We start from the raw sequence: 17,715 nt of genomic DNA on the forward strand, positions 1-17,715 counted from the left end.
AGAATAATTCATGACAGAAATGATAACGGCCGGCAACGAGGCCGGACACGGCTCGACGCTTATGCAGCAATTGCATCAGTCGCAAAAAAAACATAAGCGTCGTACCTGGCTGTTGGTGGCGCCGCTGCTGCTATTTATCGGCCTCAGTTTTGTCGTCCCGATTGCGTCGGTGCTGGTAAAAAGCGTGGCGAATCCCGAGCTGCGAACGGCGATGCCTACCGTCACGGCGGCGTTGTCCCACTGGGATGGCAACGCCATCCCAGATGATTCAACCTTCCAGGCGCTGGTCAGCGATCTGCGCTCGGCGCGCGCGAGTGGGCAGATTTCATCAGTGGCTAAGCGGTTAAGCTATGAGGATCCGTCCTATCGCTCGTTGATTATGCACACGCTGCGCGCTGCCCCAGACGATATCACCCAGCCGGGCGCGACCCGCACGGCGCTAACCACCGCGTTACCGCTGTGGCGCAACATTGACACCTGGCGTTCTGTGCAACGGGCCTCCCGGCCATTTACCGCGCTATACCTGCTGGCGGTATTTGATCGTAAAGTGGATATTCACACGGGTGCGGTAACCCGGTTACCGGACGATAAGGCGTTGTATGTGAATGTGCTGGAGCGCACGTTATTAATGGCGGGGGTGGTCACACTATTATGTTTGGTACTGGGTTATCCGTTAGCCTACTGGTTGTCCAAGCAACCTGCTGGCCGGGCAAATTTGCTGATGATTATGGTGCTATTGCCCTTTTGGACCTCGTTGATTGTGCGTACCGCCAGTTGGATTGTGTTATTGCAGTCTGGCGGTCTGATCAACGGCGGGTTAATACACCTCGGTATTATTGATAAACCCCTGGAGCTGGTGTTTAACCGGATTGGGGTTTATATCGCCATGACCCATATCCTGCTGCCCTTTATCGTATTACCGCTTTATGCGGTAATGAAGGGTATTTCGCCAAACTACATGCGCGCGGCGATTTCCCTCGGTGCCCATCCGTTTGTCGCCTTTTGGCGGGTGTACGTGCCGCAAACCTACGCGGGCGTGGCAGCCGGCGGGCTGCTGGTCTTTATCATGGCCATCGGTTATTACATCACCCCGGCGTTACTGGGGGGACCGGGCGATCAAATGTTGAGTTATTTTGTCGCGTTCTTTACCAATACCACCATGAACTGGGGAATGGCGGCGGCGCTGGGTAGCCAACTGCTGGTGATCGTGATCATGCTTTACCTTGTTTATATCCGGGTTACCCGGACTCAGGCGGAAATAGCTGCCCGCTAGGCGATACCTGTTGATATTTCACCTTGCATAAGCATTGGCGGTGCAGGTTAACCCGAGTTTTTGACCATCCAGGCTCATCGGGATCCACGTGTTAACCCACTGCCGACAACGTGACATCGAATAGGTATAACGGAAGAGATTTATCGGATAACCATCGGAAATTTATTATGCTAAGACCCAAAGGTACCGCGCTCATGCGCTTATGGAACGGACTGTTTACTCTCTACGGGGCGGCGGCGCTGTTGTTTCTGATCGTGCCGGTGTTAATCATCGTCCCACTCTCCTTTAACGTCAGTGCATTTCTCAGCTACCCGTTAAGTGGTTTTTCCCTACGCTGGTACCGGGCATTTTTTCACTCCAACGAGTGGTTAGACGCTTTGGGCAACAGCCTTATCATTGCCCCGCTGGCCACCATCTTGGCCACGGTACTCGGCGTTTTGGCCGCTATCGGGCTGTCGCGTGGTGAGTTTCGCGGCAAAGCCCTGGTCATGGCGATTATCATCTCGCCGATGATCGCCCCGGTGGTGATTGTTGCCGTCGGGTTGTTTTTCTTTTTCGCCCGTTTGTCGCTGCTAAACAGCTATCTGGGGTTAGTGCTGGCGCACGCCATGTTGGGGGTGCCGTTTGTGGTGATCACGGTGACGGCGGTGCTGAAAAATTACGATCAAAACCTCTCGCGGGCTGCCGCCAGTCTTGGCGCGCCGCCCTGGCAAGTGTTGCTCAAGGTGACGTTGCCGCTGATTGCACCAGGGGTGTTCTCAGGCGCGTTGTTTGCCTTTGCCGCATCGTTTGATGAGGTGGTGGTCACTTTATTTTTAGCCAGCCCGGCACAGCGCACGTTGCCGATTCAAATGTTTGCCGGTATTCGTGAGAATCTAGACCCAACCATTGCCGCCGCCGCGTCGCTGATGGTCGGCGCCTCGCTTGTGCTGCTGCTGGTGATGGAAATGCTGCGCCGACGCGCGGAGCGGATCCGCGGCACGACGGCCGGCGGGTAGGCAGCGAGGTAGCGCATACCGGCTGGAGGCAGGCTTGTATGCGGCATCCGTTCAATATTAAAGGCTATTGTCGCAATAGTTGGCGTTTAACGAGTATTGAGACTAGTAGGTTTTTTATCATACATTCTTGCAGCTCCCGGGCTCATCCATGGAGGCGGTGTATTCGGCACATACTTATATTCATACCATTTCTCGACCGTTTTTGTTGCAAGATGATCAGTAATATTTATCTCGCTGAGAAGCTTATCCTTTTGCTCCTTACTGGTCTCTTTGGTGATTTGTGGTTTGATGATCAACTCGACAAACCGCATCTCGAGTAATTCGAGGCTTTTCAGTTGAGTGAGCCCTAGCGAAAGCGCCACAGAGTCCACCGTAGGGTTCTTCTTTTTATCCTTGATAAGGCCATCCGCAAAATGAGCTATAGCCTGCTTATCAAGTTTTTCTAAAGCAGCGGCTGAAAAAATCTGATATGTTGAGGCGATTGATTCACAGTTTATGCAACCTGGACCTTTCTTTGACGCTAGCTGTTCCACTTCCCTTGATACTATTTGTTTCACAACCGCCAGATAAAATGAATTTTTGGTTTTTAGCGTATTGATTTCATAATACTCGAACAATTCCGCACGGCTCTCTGGCTTATTAATATAGTGGTCAATACCGTGCTTTAAAAGGTGCATATCCTTTATGCTTGATGCCACTTCCTTGGATGATTCTGGAAAATCTTTGGTGACGTATTGCCAGGTTTTTTTTCCATCCAATAGGTCCTGTTTTCCAAAATGATTAATGAATAGTTCATAAAGAGGTGTCAGGTTGAATTCATAATTTAAACCCAATTCATCAATAATTTCCTGACAGCTTTTACCTTCATTTATCAATGCTTGGCCTTTTTTTTCCAGCGTCAGAGAAGTTAAAATGTTAATAGCTATTTCTGGTAACTTAAATCTGCTACAAAGACTGTTATATTCATCGATTATATCGCTCACTTTCCAGTTTTGTTCGATTAACGCTTTACCTCGAATTTCGACAAAAGGTTTCGCAAATTGCATAGGACTAAGAGGATCATGAAAATGCGGTATATCTTGATATAATTCAGCAACAAATTGCTTAAGGGGCTCCAGTGAATCATGGGAACTTAACAGTTTCACTGCCGTAAGTGGTATAGCATGATGTTGGTCTATGCAAAAATAGGCGATGTTGTGGATTAATTCCTCGCATTTCGCCGGATTGCTAACGTTACACAAATGGCTAACCATACTGTTTTTCTTTTCGTAATAAGAATCTTCTGGGTCGTCAAAATCAAATTCTAAAAATTCATCTTCTAACACCTCTTTCCACTGTTCTTTTTCACGAGAAGATTTTTTGTCCGTAATGATTGTTCTGCTGCAGACATCAATGATTTGATTGACAAACGCACGTTGCTGGTCGTCGGTAGGATCGAATGGATGATATAAACCAGTACCTATGGGGTATGTAAATAAACCAATACTTTGGTCAACCATATTTTTCTCTACTAAAGTAATTATTTAAATGGATTTGTAATTTGATATGATACTAAAGATTTTTTTGATGTCAACTTTTAAAAAACATGTGAACATTTTCATATTAATAATATGAATACTAATATGATAGTGCAAGTAAATATATTAGCGTGAATATATAACTCCATATAACCGAATTGATTGGCTGCCATTTTAGCACGTCCCAGCCGGGTAATCAGCATGCGTTGTTTTGGCAAATAGCGTGGCCACGAAGCCTGAAGGTAATAAAAAATAATGAACCTTGCACAATATTGTAGCCTGTTAAACGAGCTTATCTACCTTGATGCTAAATACCCGATCAACAGCTGGTGCACCGCCATAATATCCAGACGAATGGCGGCGGCGGCGGCTTCGCTGTCTTGCCGGCGCAGTGCGGCCAGTAGATCCTGATGATGTTTCACTACACTCTTCACTACACTCTGCTGGGCCGCATTGGTGAACGCCTGCGCGATATGCGGCCCGGCACGCATCCACAGCCGATCGATAAAACTGCTCAGCAACGGCATTTGGGCGCTGCGCGCCACCAGCAAATGAAACTCACTGTTAAGCCGCAGGATCGCAGCAAGATCGTCTGTGGTCATGGCGTGCAGGGTGCTTTTGATATTGACGGTCAACCTTTGCAGGTCCGCTGGATTAATCAGCTGTGCTGCCCGATGGGCACCAAGGGCCTCCAGCTCCAGGCGCAGGGTACAGATCTCCCCATATTGTGCAGACGTCAATATGGGGACGCGGATATCCTTGGGTGTACGCATTTCCAACGCCTGCTCGCGGGCCAACTGCAGCACGGCGTCCCGTACCGGCGTGACGCTGGTGCCGACCTGGGCAGCCAGTTCGCGGATGCGCAGCCGATCGTTGGGCTTCAACTGACCGGTTATCAGCGCCTGCCGCAAAGAGGCATACACGCTGGAACCCAGAAAAGCGTGCTCAATCGGATCGGGTTGATAACTCAACGTTTTGTCCTGTGTTATGGTCGCAAAAGCGCCGCTAGCAATCTTATGCAGCAAATATACAACATGATGCGTCAAATTCCCATTAGTGCTGACGCAACCGTCAAGACCCGGCACTATGGCGCACCGTAGTCCAGTGATAATAGCAATATAAATGATTAGCCAATTAGTAGATTAGTGAACGCGATCAAATACTGCTGCGATGGTTTTCGCTACTGTAATGGCATTATGCCCGGGTTGTGCTTTTTCCCGCCCGGGGGGTATTTAGAGCCATTTCACATGCATGAATTTAATCTGGTTTTGCTGCTGCTTCAGCAAATGTGCGTCTATTTAGTGATTGCGTATCTTCTCAGTAAAACTCCACTATTTATCCCGTTGATGCAAGTGACCGTTCGTTTGCCGCATAAACTGCTGTGTTATGTCATGTTTTCCATGTTTTGCATTATGGGCACCTATTTCGGGTTACATATCCAAGATTCCATTGCCAATACCCGAGCTATCGGTGCGGTGCTGGGGGGACTACTGGGCGGTCCGGTGGTGGGTATCCTGGTGGGCCTGACCGGCGGAATACATCGCTACTCTCTGGGCGGTATGACGGCGGTGAGTTGCATGATCTCAACAGTAGTGGAGGGGTTGCTTGGTGGGTTGGCGCATCGTTTTTTGCTGCGACACGGCCGCATCGATCGGTTATTCAATCCGTTTACCGCAGCCGGCGTGACGCTGGTCGCGGAGATTGTCCAGATGATGATTATCCTGGCGGTGGCTCGGCCTTACGAGGAAGCGTTGCGTTTGGTAAAAAACATTGCGTTACCAATGATTGTGACCAATAGCGTTGGTGCGGCGATGTTCATGCGGATCTTGCTGGACCGGCGGGCCATGATTGAAAAATACACCTCGGCCTTTTCCGCCCGGGCGCTAAAAATAGCCGTCTGTACTGAAGGTTTGCTGCGTCAGGGGTTCAATCAGGAAAACAGTATGAAGGTGGCAGAGGTGATTTATCACGAACTGGAAATCGGCGCTGTCGCCATCACCGATCGAGAAAAACTGCTGGCGTTTATCGGCATTGGTGACGACCACCATTTGCCCGGTACGTTAATTTCTTCATCCCAATCACGACGGGCCATTGATAACAATGAAGTGGTGTATGCCGACGGCAATGAAACACCCTATCAATGCTCGCTGCGACGCAATTGCAAATTAGGTTCTACCCTGGTGATACCCCTTCGCGGCGAGAACGATGAAGTTATTGGCACCATCAAATTATACGAAGCGAAGAACCGCTTGTTTGGTTCCATCAATCGCACCTTGGGGGAAGGCATTGCCAGCCTGCTATCCGCCCAAATTCTGGCCGGACAGTACGAACGCCACAAGCTCTTGCTGACCCAGTCGGAAATAAAATTATTACATGCCCAGGTTAATCCACATTTTTTGTTTAACGCGCTTAACACCTTGGTGGCGGTCATTCGCCGCGATAGCGATCAGGCGAGCGAGTTGGTACAAAATCTGTCGACGTTTTTTCGTAAAAATCTCAAACGTTCGGCGGAGATTGTCACTTTGGCCGATGAAATAGAACATGTTAATGCCTATCTACAAATCGAAAAAGCCCGCTTCCAAGAGCGTTTGGAGATCAGGTTCGAGTTGCCCCCGGCGCTGCTGGGTATGCACTTACCGGCTTTTTCCCTGCAACCGCTGGTTGAAAATGCCATCAAACACGGCACGTCACAACTGCTTGGTCAGGGGATCGTCACCTTGCGCGCGCAATGCCGGGACCAACAGCTACGGCTAAGTATTGAGGATAATGCAGGTCTGTACCACATTGAGGCCGACAATAACGGACTGGGCATGAATCTGGTGGATAAACGTATTCGCATACGCTATGGCGAAAAATTTGGCGTCAGCGTTGAATGTCAGCCGGACTTATTTACCCGCATCACGTTAAGTTTGCCCTTGGAGGAGCTGGTGGCATGTTAAGTGTATTGATCGTCGATGATGAACCACTGGCCCGGGAAAACCTGCGCTGCTTGCTTCAACAAGACCCGCTGGTCAACCTGATTGGGGAATGTGCCAATGCTCTCGAAGCGATCGGCGCGATACACCGACTGCATCCGGATGTGGTGTTCCTGGATATCCAGATGCCGCGTATCAGTGGCTTAGAAATGATCAGTATGATCGATCCCGCCAGCATGCCTTATATCGTTTTTGTGACTGCCTTCGATGAATATGCCATTATGGCATTTGAAGAGCGGGCGTTTGATTACCTGCTTAAACCTATCGAAGCCCGACGGCTAGCCAAAACACTCAGCAGCCTACACGCTGAGCGGCCCGAACAGAATATCCTCACCTTAACCGAACAGGAAGGCCGTTTGGCCTATATCCCCTGTGCGGGTCATAGTCGCATTTATCTGCTGAAAACCGACGAAGTGTTGTTTGCCAATTCGCGCTTGAGCGGAGTCTATGTCACCAGTCTGGCCGGAGGGGAATGTTATACCGAACTGACGCTGAAAACCCTGGAAAACCGCACTACACTGGTACGTTGTCACCGGCAGTTTTTAGTCAATATGGCACATCTGCGCGAGATTCGACTAGAAGAGTCCGGCCAGGCGGAAATTGTCTTAAATAATGGTCAAGGGGTACCAGTAAGCCGGCGCTATTTAAAATCACTCAAACAACTGCTGGGGCTAAAGGGGTGATGACACTGAAGCGCTGTAACCGCACTGTGGTCGGATTTAAGTGTGCGAGCGGTCTAGCGCTTGATCGTTCATTGACGCGGGATCTTCCAACGGTTCTACGTGAGTGGTGATATGGATATAAGGCAGTGCTGTGCGGATATCATTCTCTATGCGCTCAGCCCAGTTGTGCCCGTATTGCACGGTCCAATGCCCAGGGACCAGGATATGCAGTGTCATGAAAGCGCGCCCGCCTGCCTGGCGTGTGCGCAGTGCATGGAAATCGAGTCCTTGCTCACGGTATGCTGCCAGCAATGACTCGATTTTTTCGAGTTTTTCGGTCGGCAGTGAGACGTCCATCAGGCCCGCGGCCGAACGACTCATGAGTTGATAGCCGGTCCACACGATGTTGGCTGCGACCAGCAATGCAACCACCGGATCGACCCAGAACCAGCCGGTCAGCGAAACCAGCCCGACGCCCAAAATGACACCGACCGACGTCCAGACATCGGTCAGCAGGTGGTGCGCATCTGCCTCAAGCGTGATTGAGTTGTGCTGCTTGCCCGCTCTTAACAAGATTCGTGCCGTGACAAAATTAAGCACCGAAGCGACCACTGAAACCAGTAGCCCGACACCAATCGCGCCGAGCGGCTGCGGGGTTAATATACGCTCAACCGCGGCATAGGCGATACTGGCGGCCGCCAGTAGGATCAGGAATCCCTCAAAAGCGCTCGAAAAATATTCGGCTTTGCCGTGTCCATAGGCGTGGTTGTCGTCGGCCGGAAGCGCAGCCAGGGTTAGCATCCAGAGCGCCATCAAGGCTCCCGCGAGGTTGACCACGGATTCGATGGCATCAGACAGCAGACCGACCGAACCGGTCATTTTCCACGCCACACCTTTGAGTCCGATGGTGGCAATAGCCGTTGCGATGGACAGCCAGGCATAGCGCGTAAGCGATGGAGGCAAAGCGTTGGCGTTACTCATCTTATTTGGTTTCCTAGGCAAGACGGTGGTTTGTCTGCCATTGATACAGTAAACTGCAAAAAAAAGAACAAAATCAATGATGTACTATTGATTTTGTTCTTTTTTTATCAATCGCATTAATTTTCTGTATTTATCACAAAATAATTAATTTATTCATCCACTAAAATATAAAGTATATGCAGTGAGCTGCATATACTTTTTTATTAATTATTTTTGTGCATTTTGAATTTGATCTAACAGGCTAGACAAACCAGGATTTTCTTGTCTAAATTTAGCGTAAACCGGTTTCACCGCTTCTTGGAACGCTGGAATATCGCTATCAACAAAAGTGACATGTTGTTTTTTCAGGTTAACTAATGATTTCTCAACGTAGGCATTCCAGTTTGTTTTTTGTTGTTCAACTGTTTCTTTTGCAATTTTACGAATGGTGGCTTTTTGTTGATCGGTAAATTTATTCCAAACAGCTGTAGATACCACTAAGACATCGGGGACCATGGTATGCATATCATATGAGTAGAATTTTTTAACTTCATAATGGCGTGAAGAATAGTAAGACGGAATGTTATTTTCCGCGCCGTCAACCACACCTTGTTGCAGGGCTGAATACAATTCACCGTAGGGCAATGGCACCGCTGTTGCGCCTAACGCTTTCATGGTATCGATGGAAATAGGCGAGCTTTGTACACGAATTTTCATGCCTTGCAAATCTGCAGGTTCTTTGATGGCTTTACTTGCATAAAAATTACGTGCTCCGGCATCCAAGAAAGCAAGACCAATAAAACCCGATTTTTCGGAAGACGCTAAAATTTCATCACCAATGGGTCCTTCTAACACCTTGTCATAACTGGCTTTATCTTTAAACAAATAGGGCAGGGATAAAACATTGTAATCAGGCGCGAAGGTACTTAACGGCGCTGCACTCACTTTAGTAAATGCGATTGTCCCATTTTGAACCATTTGCAGCAGGTTCGTTTCATCACCTAAGGTACCATTTGGATAAACCTTAACGCGAATACTAGGGTCCTTCGAAACCTGATCAGCAAACCAGGTGAGTGATTTATGAACTGGGTGTTCAGTTGGCAGAGCATGAGCTAATTTCAATGTTTCAGCTTGGGCTTGAAATGCCATAGCTGAAGCAAATGCGACTGAGACCAATATTTTTTTCATATTTTTCATTCAACGGTTCCTTTCTATTATTGTTGATAGCCCGCAAGGCGAGGCAGCCAGAGAGATAGTTCAGGAAAAACGGTAACAATACCAAGTGTAATAATCATTATGGCGAACAGCGGGAGCAATTTAGGGACAACCCGGCCTAACTTGGTACCAGAAACACTACAACCGACAAACAACGCAGTACCTACTGGCGGAGTACAAATCCCGATACAGAGGTTAAACACTAAAATAATACCGAAGTGGACAGGGTCAACACCTAAGTGAACCGCAATAGGTAAGAAAATGGGGGTAAATATTAATACTGCCGGCGTCATGTCCATAAAGGTACCGACAACTAATAAAATCACATTCATCAACAACATAACCATAATGGGGTTAGTTGATGCTTCTAAGACGAAATTGGCAATAAAACCCGGAATATCGGCATTGGCCATCGCCCAAGACATCATTGACGATGTTGCTACCATTAAGAGAACTATCGAGGTGGTCACCACACTCTCAGTCAACAGAGGGAGCATGTCCTTCATTTTCAGTTCGCGATAAGCAATCCCAAGAAGCAGACTGTAAACAACCGCAATGGCAGAGGCTTCTGTGGCGGTAAAAATGCCCCCTAAAATGCCCCCCATAATGATGATAACCAGGCTAAGGCTCGGTAAAGCATCAAGAATAACTTTCCTTTTTTTCTCTTTAAAAACAATCTTTTGTGCAGGTATTCCGTAGCGTTTTCCTAAAAGGAAAATACCAAGCATAATACCTAGTCCCATCAAGATGCCAGGGATATAACCTGCAATGAATAAGTACTGAACCGAAGTCGTACTTACCAATGCATATAAAATCAATATGTTAGACGGTGGGATTAATAAACCAGTAGGACATGATGCGATATTCACTGCGGCTGAAAAGTCTGCCGGGTATTTGTATTTTTCTTGCAGTGGTTTCATGATGCCACCGACCGCAGCAGCAGACGCTGCAGCTGACCCAGAAAGCGAGCCAAACATCATATTCGCTAAAACGTTAACATGAGAAAGAGAACCAGGCAGTTTTCCACCAAATATCATTGCCAAATTGATGAGTCTTGACGCCAGTCCCCCTCTATTCATCAAATTACCCGCGACAATAAAAAAGGGCAGGGCAAGCAGACCGAAATTATCCAGACCATTAGCAAATTTCTGCGAACTCAACACCATGGCCTGATCTATAGGAAAATCAATAAAAATCGTTAATATGGCTGCAATGCCAATTGAAAATGCAATCGGTACGCCAATAAGCAACAAGACACATAACACCCCAAACAAAACAGCTACTGGTATAAAATCAAAAAAGATTGATGGTGCATTGGCTAAAAATTGGGATGAAAATAATAAATCTAATAGGGTCATTGTTTATTTTCCTTGAACTGCATTCTTAGGTGAAACCAGAGATATGATTGATTCACATATGTCGACTACTCCATAATAAAGGATGAGTATTCCAGAAATGGGTACCGCCAGATACACATAACCCATCTTTAGGTTTTCACCAAACACCATGATACCCGGAGAGATCTGCCCATGCTCCAAGGTGGTGCTCACCATTACCCCACCACCATAAACCATGGCGACAGCAGCAAAAGCACAAATGATAATGTTAATAACGATACCCAGTACAAGCTGGCCTTTATGACTTAACTTGGATGAGAGCATTTCTAAAGCAAGGTGACGTTTAATCGAGTAGGTATAAGCCCCCCCTACGATCCCAATCCACATTAATAAGTAACGTGATAATTCATCAGTGAAACTTGCCGGGTCTTGAAGTACAAAGCGCGTAAACACCTGCCAAACAACAGCAATGATCATGACTGTCATAAAAAAAGCGAGCATCAGCTCTAATGCCTTTCTTAGGTAACAGTTGAATCGTTCTACAATCATTTCATCCTCTTTATGTCTTCTTTTATTTACTCAATTATATATAATTGATATTCATGTAAGGTGCATGAACAAACCCAAATTGTTATACCAATACGCGTCTGCAATACATACCTAGTGGTCATCTTGATTCGCATACTATGTATTGGTATAACATCTAAAGCCAGACTCAAGATCAAGTAAATCAAAATAAAGGGACTGCTTGTTACAATTATTTGAAGTGCGTCACTAAAATGAACTTCCAAAGCCGCAAGATTTATGTGATGCAACACACTTCACAGTACCGTCATTATCCTGTTGAGGGTTCGTGGGTACGGCAAGTAGGGTATCAACTACCGAGAGCTGCACGAGATGATGGTTGAACGTGGTGTAAGCGTTCACCATACCACGCTCTGGCGATGGGTTCAGCGTTCTGACGCAGAAATTGAGACGTGACAACACTACTGGTGTTATCTCTCTGATCTCGGTTGTGGCACGCTGAAAATACCCAATCCACTGACTTCGTGTGATTCTGTTTTCAGCTTACTTTATTTGACATGACATCAGTGATTAACCGGTTTGCTTCAGGTTGACTTGGGCTAGTTTGTTATCAGCGTAGCCAGGCCTGAGTTAAATGCGATTATTGCCAAGTCGGGCAGACAGCGATGACGAGATATCTACCAGTTTGTGGCCGATAGTCTCAATGGTCGATGCTGTCGCTTCCTGTCCTAGCATACTCACCGCCAGCCCTGCGACCACCTGACCTGAAAAATCATACACGGGCGCGCCGATATATGTCCTCGGCGGTCGACGCGGTGCGAACGGTGCAAAAGATGCGCATGCTGGCCAGTCGCATGGACGTGCAAGTGGTGACGGGGCATGACCCGGATGCCAGGCCAACGTTCAGACACGCACCTGAATATTATGATTAAGGTGATGCTAGCGCGCATGGTTGACCATGGGTGAGATAAGTCAGCCGTCTGAAGCGCTATCTATTGGCTATGGGATAGCGCTTTTCTCACGCTGAGCAAAATAGGACGCCTAAAGTAGAAGACCTTTCTGTTTGAACGTAATCCGAGTGGCCTCATTCAAGTCAAGAGCGCCGAGCTCGGTTGGGCTGACCCAAGCAATCTCTTGAAACTCTTCATTAAAAGTGATTTCACGGTTGGCACTGATGCAGTCGAAAATGAGATAAATCATATAGATTTCTTCTTTTGTCCCGTCCTGATAGTGCTTGACGCGGATATCATCCCTGAAGGTCCACGGTGTGATACGGGTTATCAGTAGTGCCTCGCCCAGTTCCTCTTTGATCTCCCTCCTCAGTGCTTCTTCAATTGTTTCTCCTAGCTCAATACCTCCACCGGATAGCGCCCATTGACCAGGGAAAACCCCGCGGTCATCGGCCATTTTACAAAGTAGATACTCGCCGTTATTTTCAATAATCGGACAAACAATGATTCGCTGACGCATTTAACCTCCTGATGCTGTGAAATTTTTTCAATTACCTTATCAGAAAAATTTTCTACCGTCCCGGTCGACAGGCAGGTGAACACCCGTTTTTTAACGTTCTTTAAAAGGCAGGGAAGGTTCTGAGTAACATGCTGATATTCAGTATGTCAGCCGGTCCTGCCATGGCCAATTTAACCTGACCATTTCAGTAGCAATGCCGGTACAATGCCGGTAGAAATGCCGGTAGAAATGCCGGTAGAAATGCCGGTAGAAATGCCGGTAGAAATGCCGGTAGAAATGCCGGTAGAAATGCCGGTAGAAATGCTGGGAGAAAATCAGCCATCGGTGATCCCGGTATGGCGTGACGAATATTAGCGGTTGTTGCAGTACATTCTTCGATTACCCTAACGTATACTGGCTTATTACCTTGATGCTATGTAACAACATCTCGTCTCACTTTGAGTGGTTTTGTTGAATAAATCGTATTTAGATAAAAGCTCCTCTCGTCACTGATTCCCTCAGGCAATCCGTACACTTTCTGGCATACCTGCACCCGTCATTTTGTTTAAGGCACGGATCATGGCCATAGCTTATCCAACCTGCGCATCGTGATCACGTAGCGTAAAATACCCACCAAACAGCTGTTTTACACGGTACATCGCCGTTTCGGCCACAGAACGCCTGTTATAAGCCGTGTGCCATTTCCAGTTAGCATTGCTCCCGGTAAGCTGTTGCCTCGCCACCGCCTGATTTCTGTCGGCATACTCCGTTGACCAGTAACCGGCGCACGTTCGCGGCGGGATAAGCGCCTTAATTTTCTTGCGCCGCAGCTCGTCGTGGCACCGTTTGGTGTCATAAGCCCTGTCGGCTGAATCGACCCTGATTTTCCGGTGGAGTCGATAACCAGGTGGGCAATTTCGCCGCGTGTGGTTTTTTTGAAAGGGATGCTGACGGACTTAGCCCGCCTGCTGACACAGGAATAATCCGGGCAACGGAGCGGGATTTTCATTAGGGTAAAGATGGAGTCAATGAATCCCTACGCGGCGCGTAGCGTGAGGCGAAAAACGCGTTTGAGCATCATGACCAGCTCAGAATAACGTTGTGGACGACCACGCGAAGACGTTTTGGGTTCGTCGTACCAGTCCTGGATGGCCTGCTCATCCAACACAGAATGTCAGTGAGCCTCGATTGATGAGCACCTTGTGGTAGGTTTTCCAGTTGGTGATGTTGAACTTTTGTTTTGCCACGGGATACCACTACAGGGTCAGAGATGTGGTGATCTGATCCTGATAACGGCCAAAAGTTCGATTTATTCAACAAAACCGCGCAGGTCTCGTTTAATCGCTATCGGCAATCTGACTGGCAGAATGGCCGTAAGTTGTGGCGGGGTCATGGCCCGTATGAGCTTGAGGTGAGTTAAGTAAATTTTATTGCTTAATCGTAAACAAATATGACTAGGCCTCGCATCATCGATTCTTAACCAGCGTTTAAGTCTATATTTTTAGAGCAAGCATCTGACAGAGAAGAAATGGATTAGAGCAACACAACGTTCTCATGCCTGACTCTCTTTAATCTTTATATTTTCAGCTATGAATAAAATTCAGACTTCGATTGATGAAAACATGTATTTTTTTCATGCCATTAGCAGGGGGGCAAATCTCCAGAAAGAAAAGCGACCGCACACCATCAGCCCAGATCAATACAAAAGGCTGTCAGCTCTTTCATAAAATACGGGGTTTATCCTATGGAGAACACAATGAGATCAAAACGTCCCTGGCTCATCGCTTTATTACTGCTGATAATTGGCTTGGCGATGACGATTGGCGGTGTTTGGCTGATCGCCTTGGGCGGCTCGCCATTTTACCTACTGGCTGGCGTCGCACTGCTGATAGACGCCGGATTGGCCTGGCGCAGGCATAGCGCCGCTCTGTGGATCATGGCTCTCATCCTGCTAGTCACCATAATCTGGTCTCTTTATGAGGTGGGCTTCAATTTCTGGCAGCTTGAGCCGCGCCTAGTCATGGTAATAGTGCTCGGCATACTGTTGCTGCTTCCCAGGGTGCGCCGTAAATTATTCCCCGCCACCCGCGCTGCGGGACTGGCCCTGGGTGTTGCCGTCGCCGCCGCTGTTCTGGTGATGATTTTTGCCGCGACCCGCCCGGTAGGCGTCTCCGGCGTGGCCGATTTCACCGCCCGGAATACGGATTTCCACGACGCGTCGGTGCCTGACAGTGATTGGTTATATTATGGCCGCACCGCTAACGGCGATCGCTATACCCCCCTTGATCAAATCAATACCGGCAATGTGCAAAACCTCAAGCTTGCCTGGAGTACGCAGACCGGTGATACAATGCAACCCGGAGAAAACCAGGGCGGCACCGATGCCGGACATGAATTCAACTTTGAAGATACACCGATCAAAGTCGATAAGACCCTCTTTGTCTGCACCGGCCACAGCTGGGTGGAAGCCTTCGACGCCGCCACCGGCAAAGTCATCTGGAAATTTAATCCCAAAGCGGATACCAAGGCGGATGTTTATCTTGCCTGCCGTGGCGTCAGCTATTATAAAGCCCCCGAAGGGACCGTAACGGACTGTCCTGAGCGCATTATCGCTCCCGTGCTGGACGCGCGCATGGTGGCGTTGAACGCCAAAACCGGTCAGCTTTGCCAGGATTTCGGCGACCATGGCTATGTCTCCCTGACGCAGTATCTCGGCCATGTCCCCGCAGGCTACCATTTTGTCACGTCGCCGCCGCTGGTGGTGAACGATCGTGTAATACTCGGTGGTTGGATATCTGATAATCGGGCGACCAATGAACCGTCCGGCGCGGTACGCGCTTTTAATCCCATCAACGGACAGCTGATTTGGGCCTGGGATATCGGTCATAATCCGGAAAACTGGAAACCAGGTCCGAACGATGAATTTACCCGTGGCACCCCTAATGCCTGGGGCGTGTATACGGCGGACCCCAAACTCGGACTGGTTTATCTGCCCACCGGCAATGCCACGCCTGACTACTACGGCGGCAAACGCCGTCCGTTTGACGAAAAATACAGCAGCTCCACCGTCGCGCTGGATATCAACACCGGCGCCCCACGCTGGAATTTCCAAAACGTTCACCACGACCTGTGGGATTTTGACGTTCCGGTTGGCCCGTCACTGGTGGATCTTCCCGGTCCGGGCGGGAACACGATCCCAGCGCTGGTGCAAACCACCAAACGCGGCGAATTTTTCATGCTGAACCGCGAGACCGGTAAGCCCATTGCTCAGGTGGAAGAGAAAAAAGTGCCCCAGGGCGCGGTGCCCGGAGATCACACCTCGCCGACCCAGCCGTTTTCAGTGGGTATGCCTTCTCTGGCGCCAAAAGATCTCACCGAACGTTCGTTATGGGGCGCGACGCTAATTGATCAGATGATATGCCGGATCGAGTTCCGTAATTCTGTCTATCAGGGCCAGTTCACGCCGCCGCATCTGAAAAATACCATAGTTTATCCCGCTTTCGATGGTGTGATTGACTGGCAAGGCGCAAGCATCGATCCTACGCACAAAATCCTGATTGCCAATGCCAATTACATTCCTTTTATGGTCAGCCTTACGCCCCGAGGTCCCGCGGAGCAAAAGGGTCTGGTACGGAAATGGAACGGTAGCGGTAACGAACCGCTGGTGAAAGGCAATTTTTCACCAATGTACGGCACGCCTTATATCGGTAAAGTCCATCCCTGGCTTGACCCTATAGGCGTTCCTTGTAACCCCCCGCCGTGGGGCACTTTGACCGCCATCGACCTAGTGAAACGTAAAATAATTTGGCAGCATCCCATCGGTACTACCCGCGATACCGGTTTGTTTGGCATCCATACCAATGTTCCATTACCAACGGGTATCTTTAATATCGGCGGCAATATGGTGACCAAAGGCGGGCTGATATTTATCGGTGCCACTGCGGATGATTACCTGCGCGCCGTAGATGAACGCACGGGTAAAGTGGTTTGGAAAGCACGTTTACCCGCCGGCGGACAAGCCACGCCGATGTCTTATACAGCAGACGGAAAACAGTACATTGTCATTGCTGCGGGTGGCCATGGCGGTTTGGGAACCCGCACCGGTGATTATGTTTTGGCTTATGCTTTGCCTTAAATGTTTCAGTGTATTTTACCTCCCGAGTCCGCAGGATAAAACTAGAGCTAACCGTATCCGGCTCCCACAACGGGGGCCGGAAAGAGCTTGTAAAGTTGCAGAACAAGTTTTCTTTAAAGCGACGCAGCCACAGAGGGGCGTTGTTGAATAAATCGGTTTTGATCAAAAAATCGTTTGATTAGTAATCTTAGGTTAACGGAGAATCAATTAATTACAGCTGATCATGCTCCGCCAGCATACATCAAAATGATTGCATTTCGATTTATTCAACAGTGCCCAAATTCATTTACAGGCTCTTCTTTAATGCTCCCCCGAGTTTGTATGAAATGCGTTTTATAAATCGTTTCGTGAGACACATGCATTTCCTGATTATCGGGATGATAGCGTTTCAGCCAACCGGCGATTTGTTCTGACGACCATGCTCGATTTGCCATTGAGTTTAAATCGATAGCGCCATGCTTTTTTGCCGTTGGGTTTTACTTCGAGATACAGGCCATTGAAATCATCGAGCCGGTACAACTTCTCTTTAGGTTTGGCAGTACGGCATTGAGTATCAGTGAGCATAACGAGTCCTTGTTCATTTATTATACCGTTATTGCACTCACTTAAAATGAAGATGGAAGCAGGTTGTACTCATCCTTTTACTCATTTTTGACTGCGCTTTCGCGA

At 48.4% G+C, this 17,715-nt stretch carries 15 protein-coding genes and 3 pseudogenes; 7 read left to right on the forward strand and 11 right to left on the reverse strand.

What is annotated here, in order from left to right; genetic code table 11:
- The first annotated feature begins 10 nt into the window (after positions 1-10).
- Positions 11-1,273 carry an ABC transporter permease gene (locus SJI19_RS10805; RefSeq protein ID WP_323478269.1) on the forward strand — a complete coding sequence of 421 codons (1,263 nt, stop codon included), beginning with the start codon at positions 11-13 and terminating at the stop codon, positions 1,271-1,273.
- A gap of 167 nt (positions 1,274-1,440) precedes the next feature.
- The gene (locus SJI19_RS10810) at positions 1,441-2,271 is read left to right on the forward strand and encodes an ABC transporter permease (RefSeq protein ID WP_323478270.1); all 831 of its coding nucleotides are present in this window, start codon (positions 1,441-1,443) and stop codon (positions 2,269-2,271) included.
- Positions 2,272-2,357: 86 nt separating this feature from the next.
- On the opposite strand, the gene SJI19_RS10815 is transcribed toward SJI19_RS10810, so the two are convergent.
- Both SJI19_RS10815 and SJI19_RS10820 read right to left on the reverse strand, forming a co-directional pair.
- Positions 2,358-3,770, reverse strand: a complete 1,413-nt coding sequence (locus tag SJI19_RS10815) for a hypothetical protein (RefSeq protein ID WP_323478271.1) — start codon at positions 3,768-3,770, stop codon at positions 2,358-2,360.
- 314 nt (positions 3,771-4,084) lie between these two features.
- Positions 4,085-4,759: a GntR family transcriptional regulator gene (locus SJI19_RS10820; protein ID WP_323478272.1), complete on the reverse strand. Its 675-nt coding sequence runs from the start codon at positions 4,757-4,759 to the stop codon at positions 4,085-4,087.
- Positions 4,760-5,035: 276 nt separating this feature from the next.
- Here SJI19_RS10820 and SJI19_RS10825 point away from each other — a divergent pair, with 276 nt between their 5' ends.
- The gene (locus SJI19_RS10825) at positions 5,036-6,727 is read left to right on the forward strand and encodes a sensor histidine kinase (protein ID WP_323478273.1); all 1,692 of its coding nucleotides are present in this window, start codon (positions 5,036-5,038) and stop codon (positions 6,725-6,727) included.
- On the forward strand, positions 6,721-7,446 hold the full coding sequence (gene btsR, locus SJI19_RS10830) for a two-component system response regulator BtsR (protein WP_323478274.1): 726 nt from the start codon (positions 6,721-6,723) through the stop codon (positions 7,444-7,446). The genes SJI19_RS10825 and btsR overlap by 7 nt, the downstream gene beginning before the upstream one ends.
- 36 nt (positions 7,447-7,482) lie before the next feature.
- Here btsR and SJI19_RS10835 read toward each other — a convergent pair whose 3' ends face one another.
- The 5 genes from SJI19_RS10835 to SJI19_RS10860 form a co-directional block, all read right to left on the reverse strand.
- Positions 7,483-8,406 carry a cation diffusion facilitator family transporter gene (locus SJI19_RS10835; protein ID WP_323478275.1) on the reverse strand — a complete coding sequence of 308 codons (924 nt, stop codon included), beginning with the start codon at positions 8,404-8,406 and terminating at the stop codon, positions 7,483-7,485.
- A gap of 207 nt (positions 8,407-8,613) precedes the next feature.
- Positions 8,614-9,582: a TRAP transporter substrate-binding protein gene (locus SJI19_RS10840; protein WP_323478276.1), complete on the reverse strand. Its 969-nt coding sequence runs from the start codon at positions 9,580-9,582 to the stop codon at positions 8,614-8,616.
- A 17-nt stretch (positions 9,583-9,599) separates the two neighbouring features.
- A complete protein-coding gene (locus SJI19_RS10845) occupies positions 9,600-10,958 on the reverse strand; it encodes a TRAP transporter large permease (RefSeq protein ID WP_323478277.1) in 1,359 nt (452 codons plus the stop codon).
- 3 nt (positions 10,959-10,961) lie between these two features.
- Positions 10,962-11,486 (reverse strand): TRAP transporter small permease, encoded by a 525-nt coding sequence (locus tag SJI19_RS10850; RefSeq protein ID WP_323478278.1) that lies wholly within the window; start codon positions 11,484-11,486, stop codon positions 10,962-10,964.
- Positions 11,487-12,092: 606 nt separating this feature from the next.
- The gene (locus SJI19_RS10860) at positions 12,093-12,242 is read right to left on the reverse strand and encodes a hypothetical protein (RefSeq protein ID WP_323478279.1); all 150 of its coding nucleotides are present in this window, start codon (positions 12,240-12,242) and stop codon (positions 12,093-12,095) included.
- 14 nt (positions 12,243-12,256) lie between these two features.
- On the opposite strand from SJI19_RS10860, the gene SJI19_RS10865 reads away from it, so the two are divergent.
- Positions 12,257-12,394 (forward strand): hypothetical protein, encoded by a 138-nt coding sequence (locus SJI19_RS10865; RefSeq protein ID WP_323478280.1) that lies wholly within the window; start codon positions 12,257-12,259, stop codon positions 12,392-12,394.
- Between the two features lie 109 nt (positions 12,395-12,503).
- Here SJI19_RS10865 and nudI read toward each other — a convergent pair whose 3' ends face one another.
- Positions 12,504-12,932, reverse strand: a complete 429-nt coding sequence (gene nudI / locus SJI19_RS10870) for a nucleoside triphosphatase NudI (protein WP_323478281.1) — start codon at positions 12,930-12,932, stop codon at positions 12,504-12,506.
- Positions 12,933-13,136: 204 nt separating this feature from the next.
- Here nudI and SJI19_RS10875 point away from each other — a divergent pair, with 204 nt between their 5' ends.
- Positions 13,137-13,286: a hypothetical protein gene (locus SJI19_RS10875; protein WP_323478282.1), complete on the forward strand. Its 150-nt coding sequence runs from the start codon at positions 13,137-13,139 to the stop codon at positions 13,284-13,286.
- A 143-nt stretch (positions 13,287-13,429) separates the two neighbouring features.
- On the opposite strand, the pseudogene SJI19_RS10880 reads toward SJI19_RS10875, so the two are convergent.
- Positions 13,430-14,158, reverse strand: a pseudogene (locus tag SJI19_RS10880) (transposase).
- A gap of 509 nt (positions 14,159-14,667) precedes the next feature.
- Between SJI19_RS10880 and SJI19_RS10885 the strand changes: the two are divergent.
- Positions 14,668-17,046 carry a membrane-bound PQQ-dependent dehydrogenase, glucose/quinate/shikimate family gene (locus tag SJI19_RS10885; RefSeq protein ID WP_323478283.1) on the forward strand — a complete coding sequence of 793 codons (2,379 nt, stop codon included), beginning with the start codon at positions 14,668-14,670 and terminating at the stop codon, positions 17,044-17,046.
- 293 nt (positions 17,047-17,339) lie between these two features.
- On the opposite strand, the pseudogene SJI19_RS10890 reads toward SJI19_RS10885, so the two are convergent.
- Positions 17,340-17,465, reverse strand: a pseudogene (locus SJI19_RS10890) (IS30 family transposase); the annotation flags it as partial.
- Positions 17,464-17,610, reverse strand: a pseudogene (locus tag SJI19_RS10895) (Arm DNA-binding domain-containing protein); the annotation flags it as partial. The pseudogenes SJI19_RS10890 and SJI19_RS10895, both read right to left, overlap by 2 nt.
- Positions 17,611-17,715: the final 105 nt, after the last annotated feature.

Origin of the sequence: Acerihabitans sp. TG2, from assembly GCF_035013185.1 — a bacterium.
Classification (GTDB): Bacteria; Pseudomonadota; Gammaproteobacteria; order Enterobacterales; family Enterobacteriaceae; genus Acerihabitans.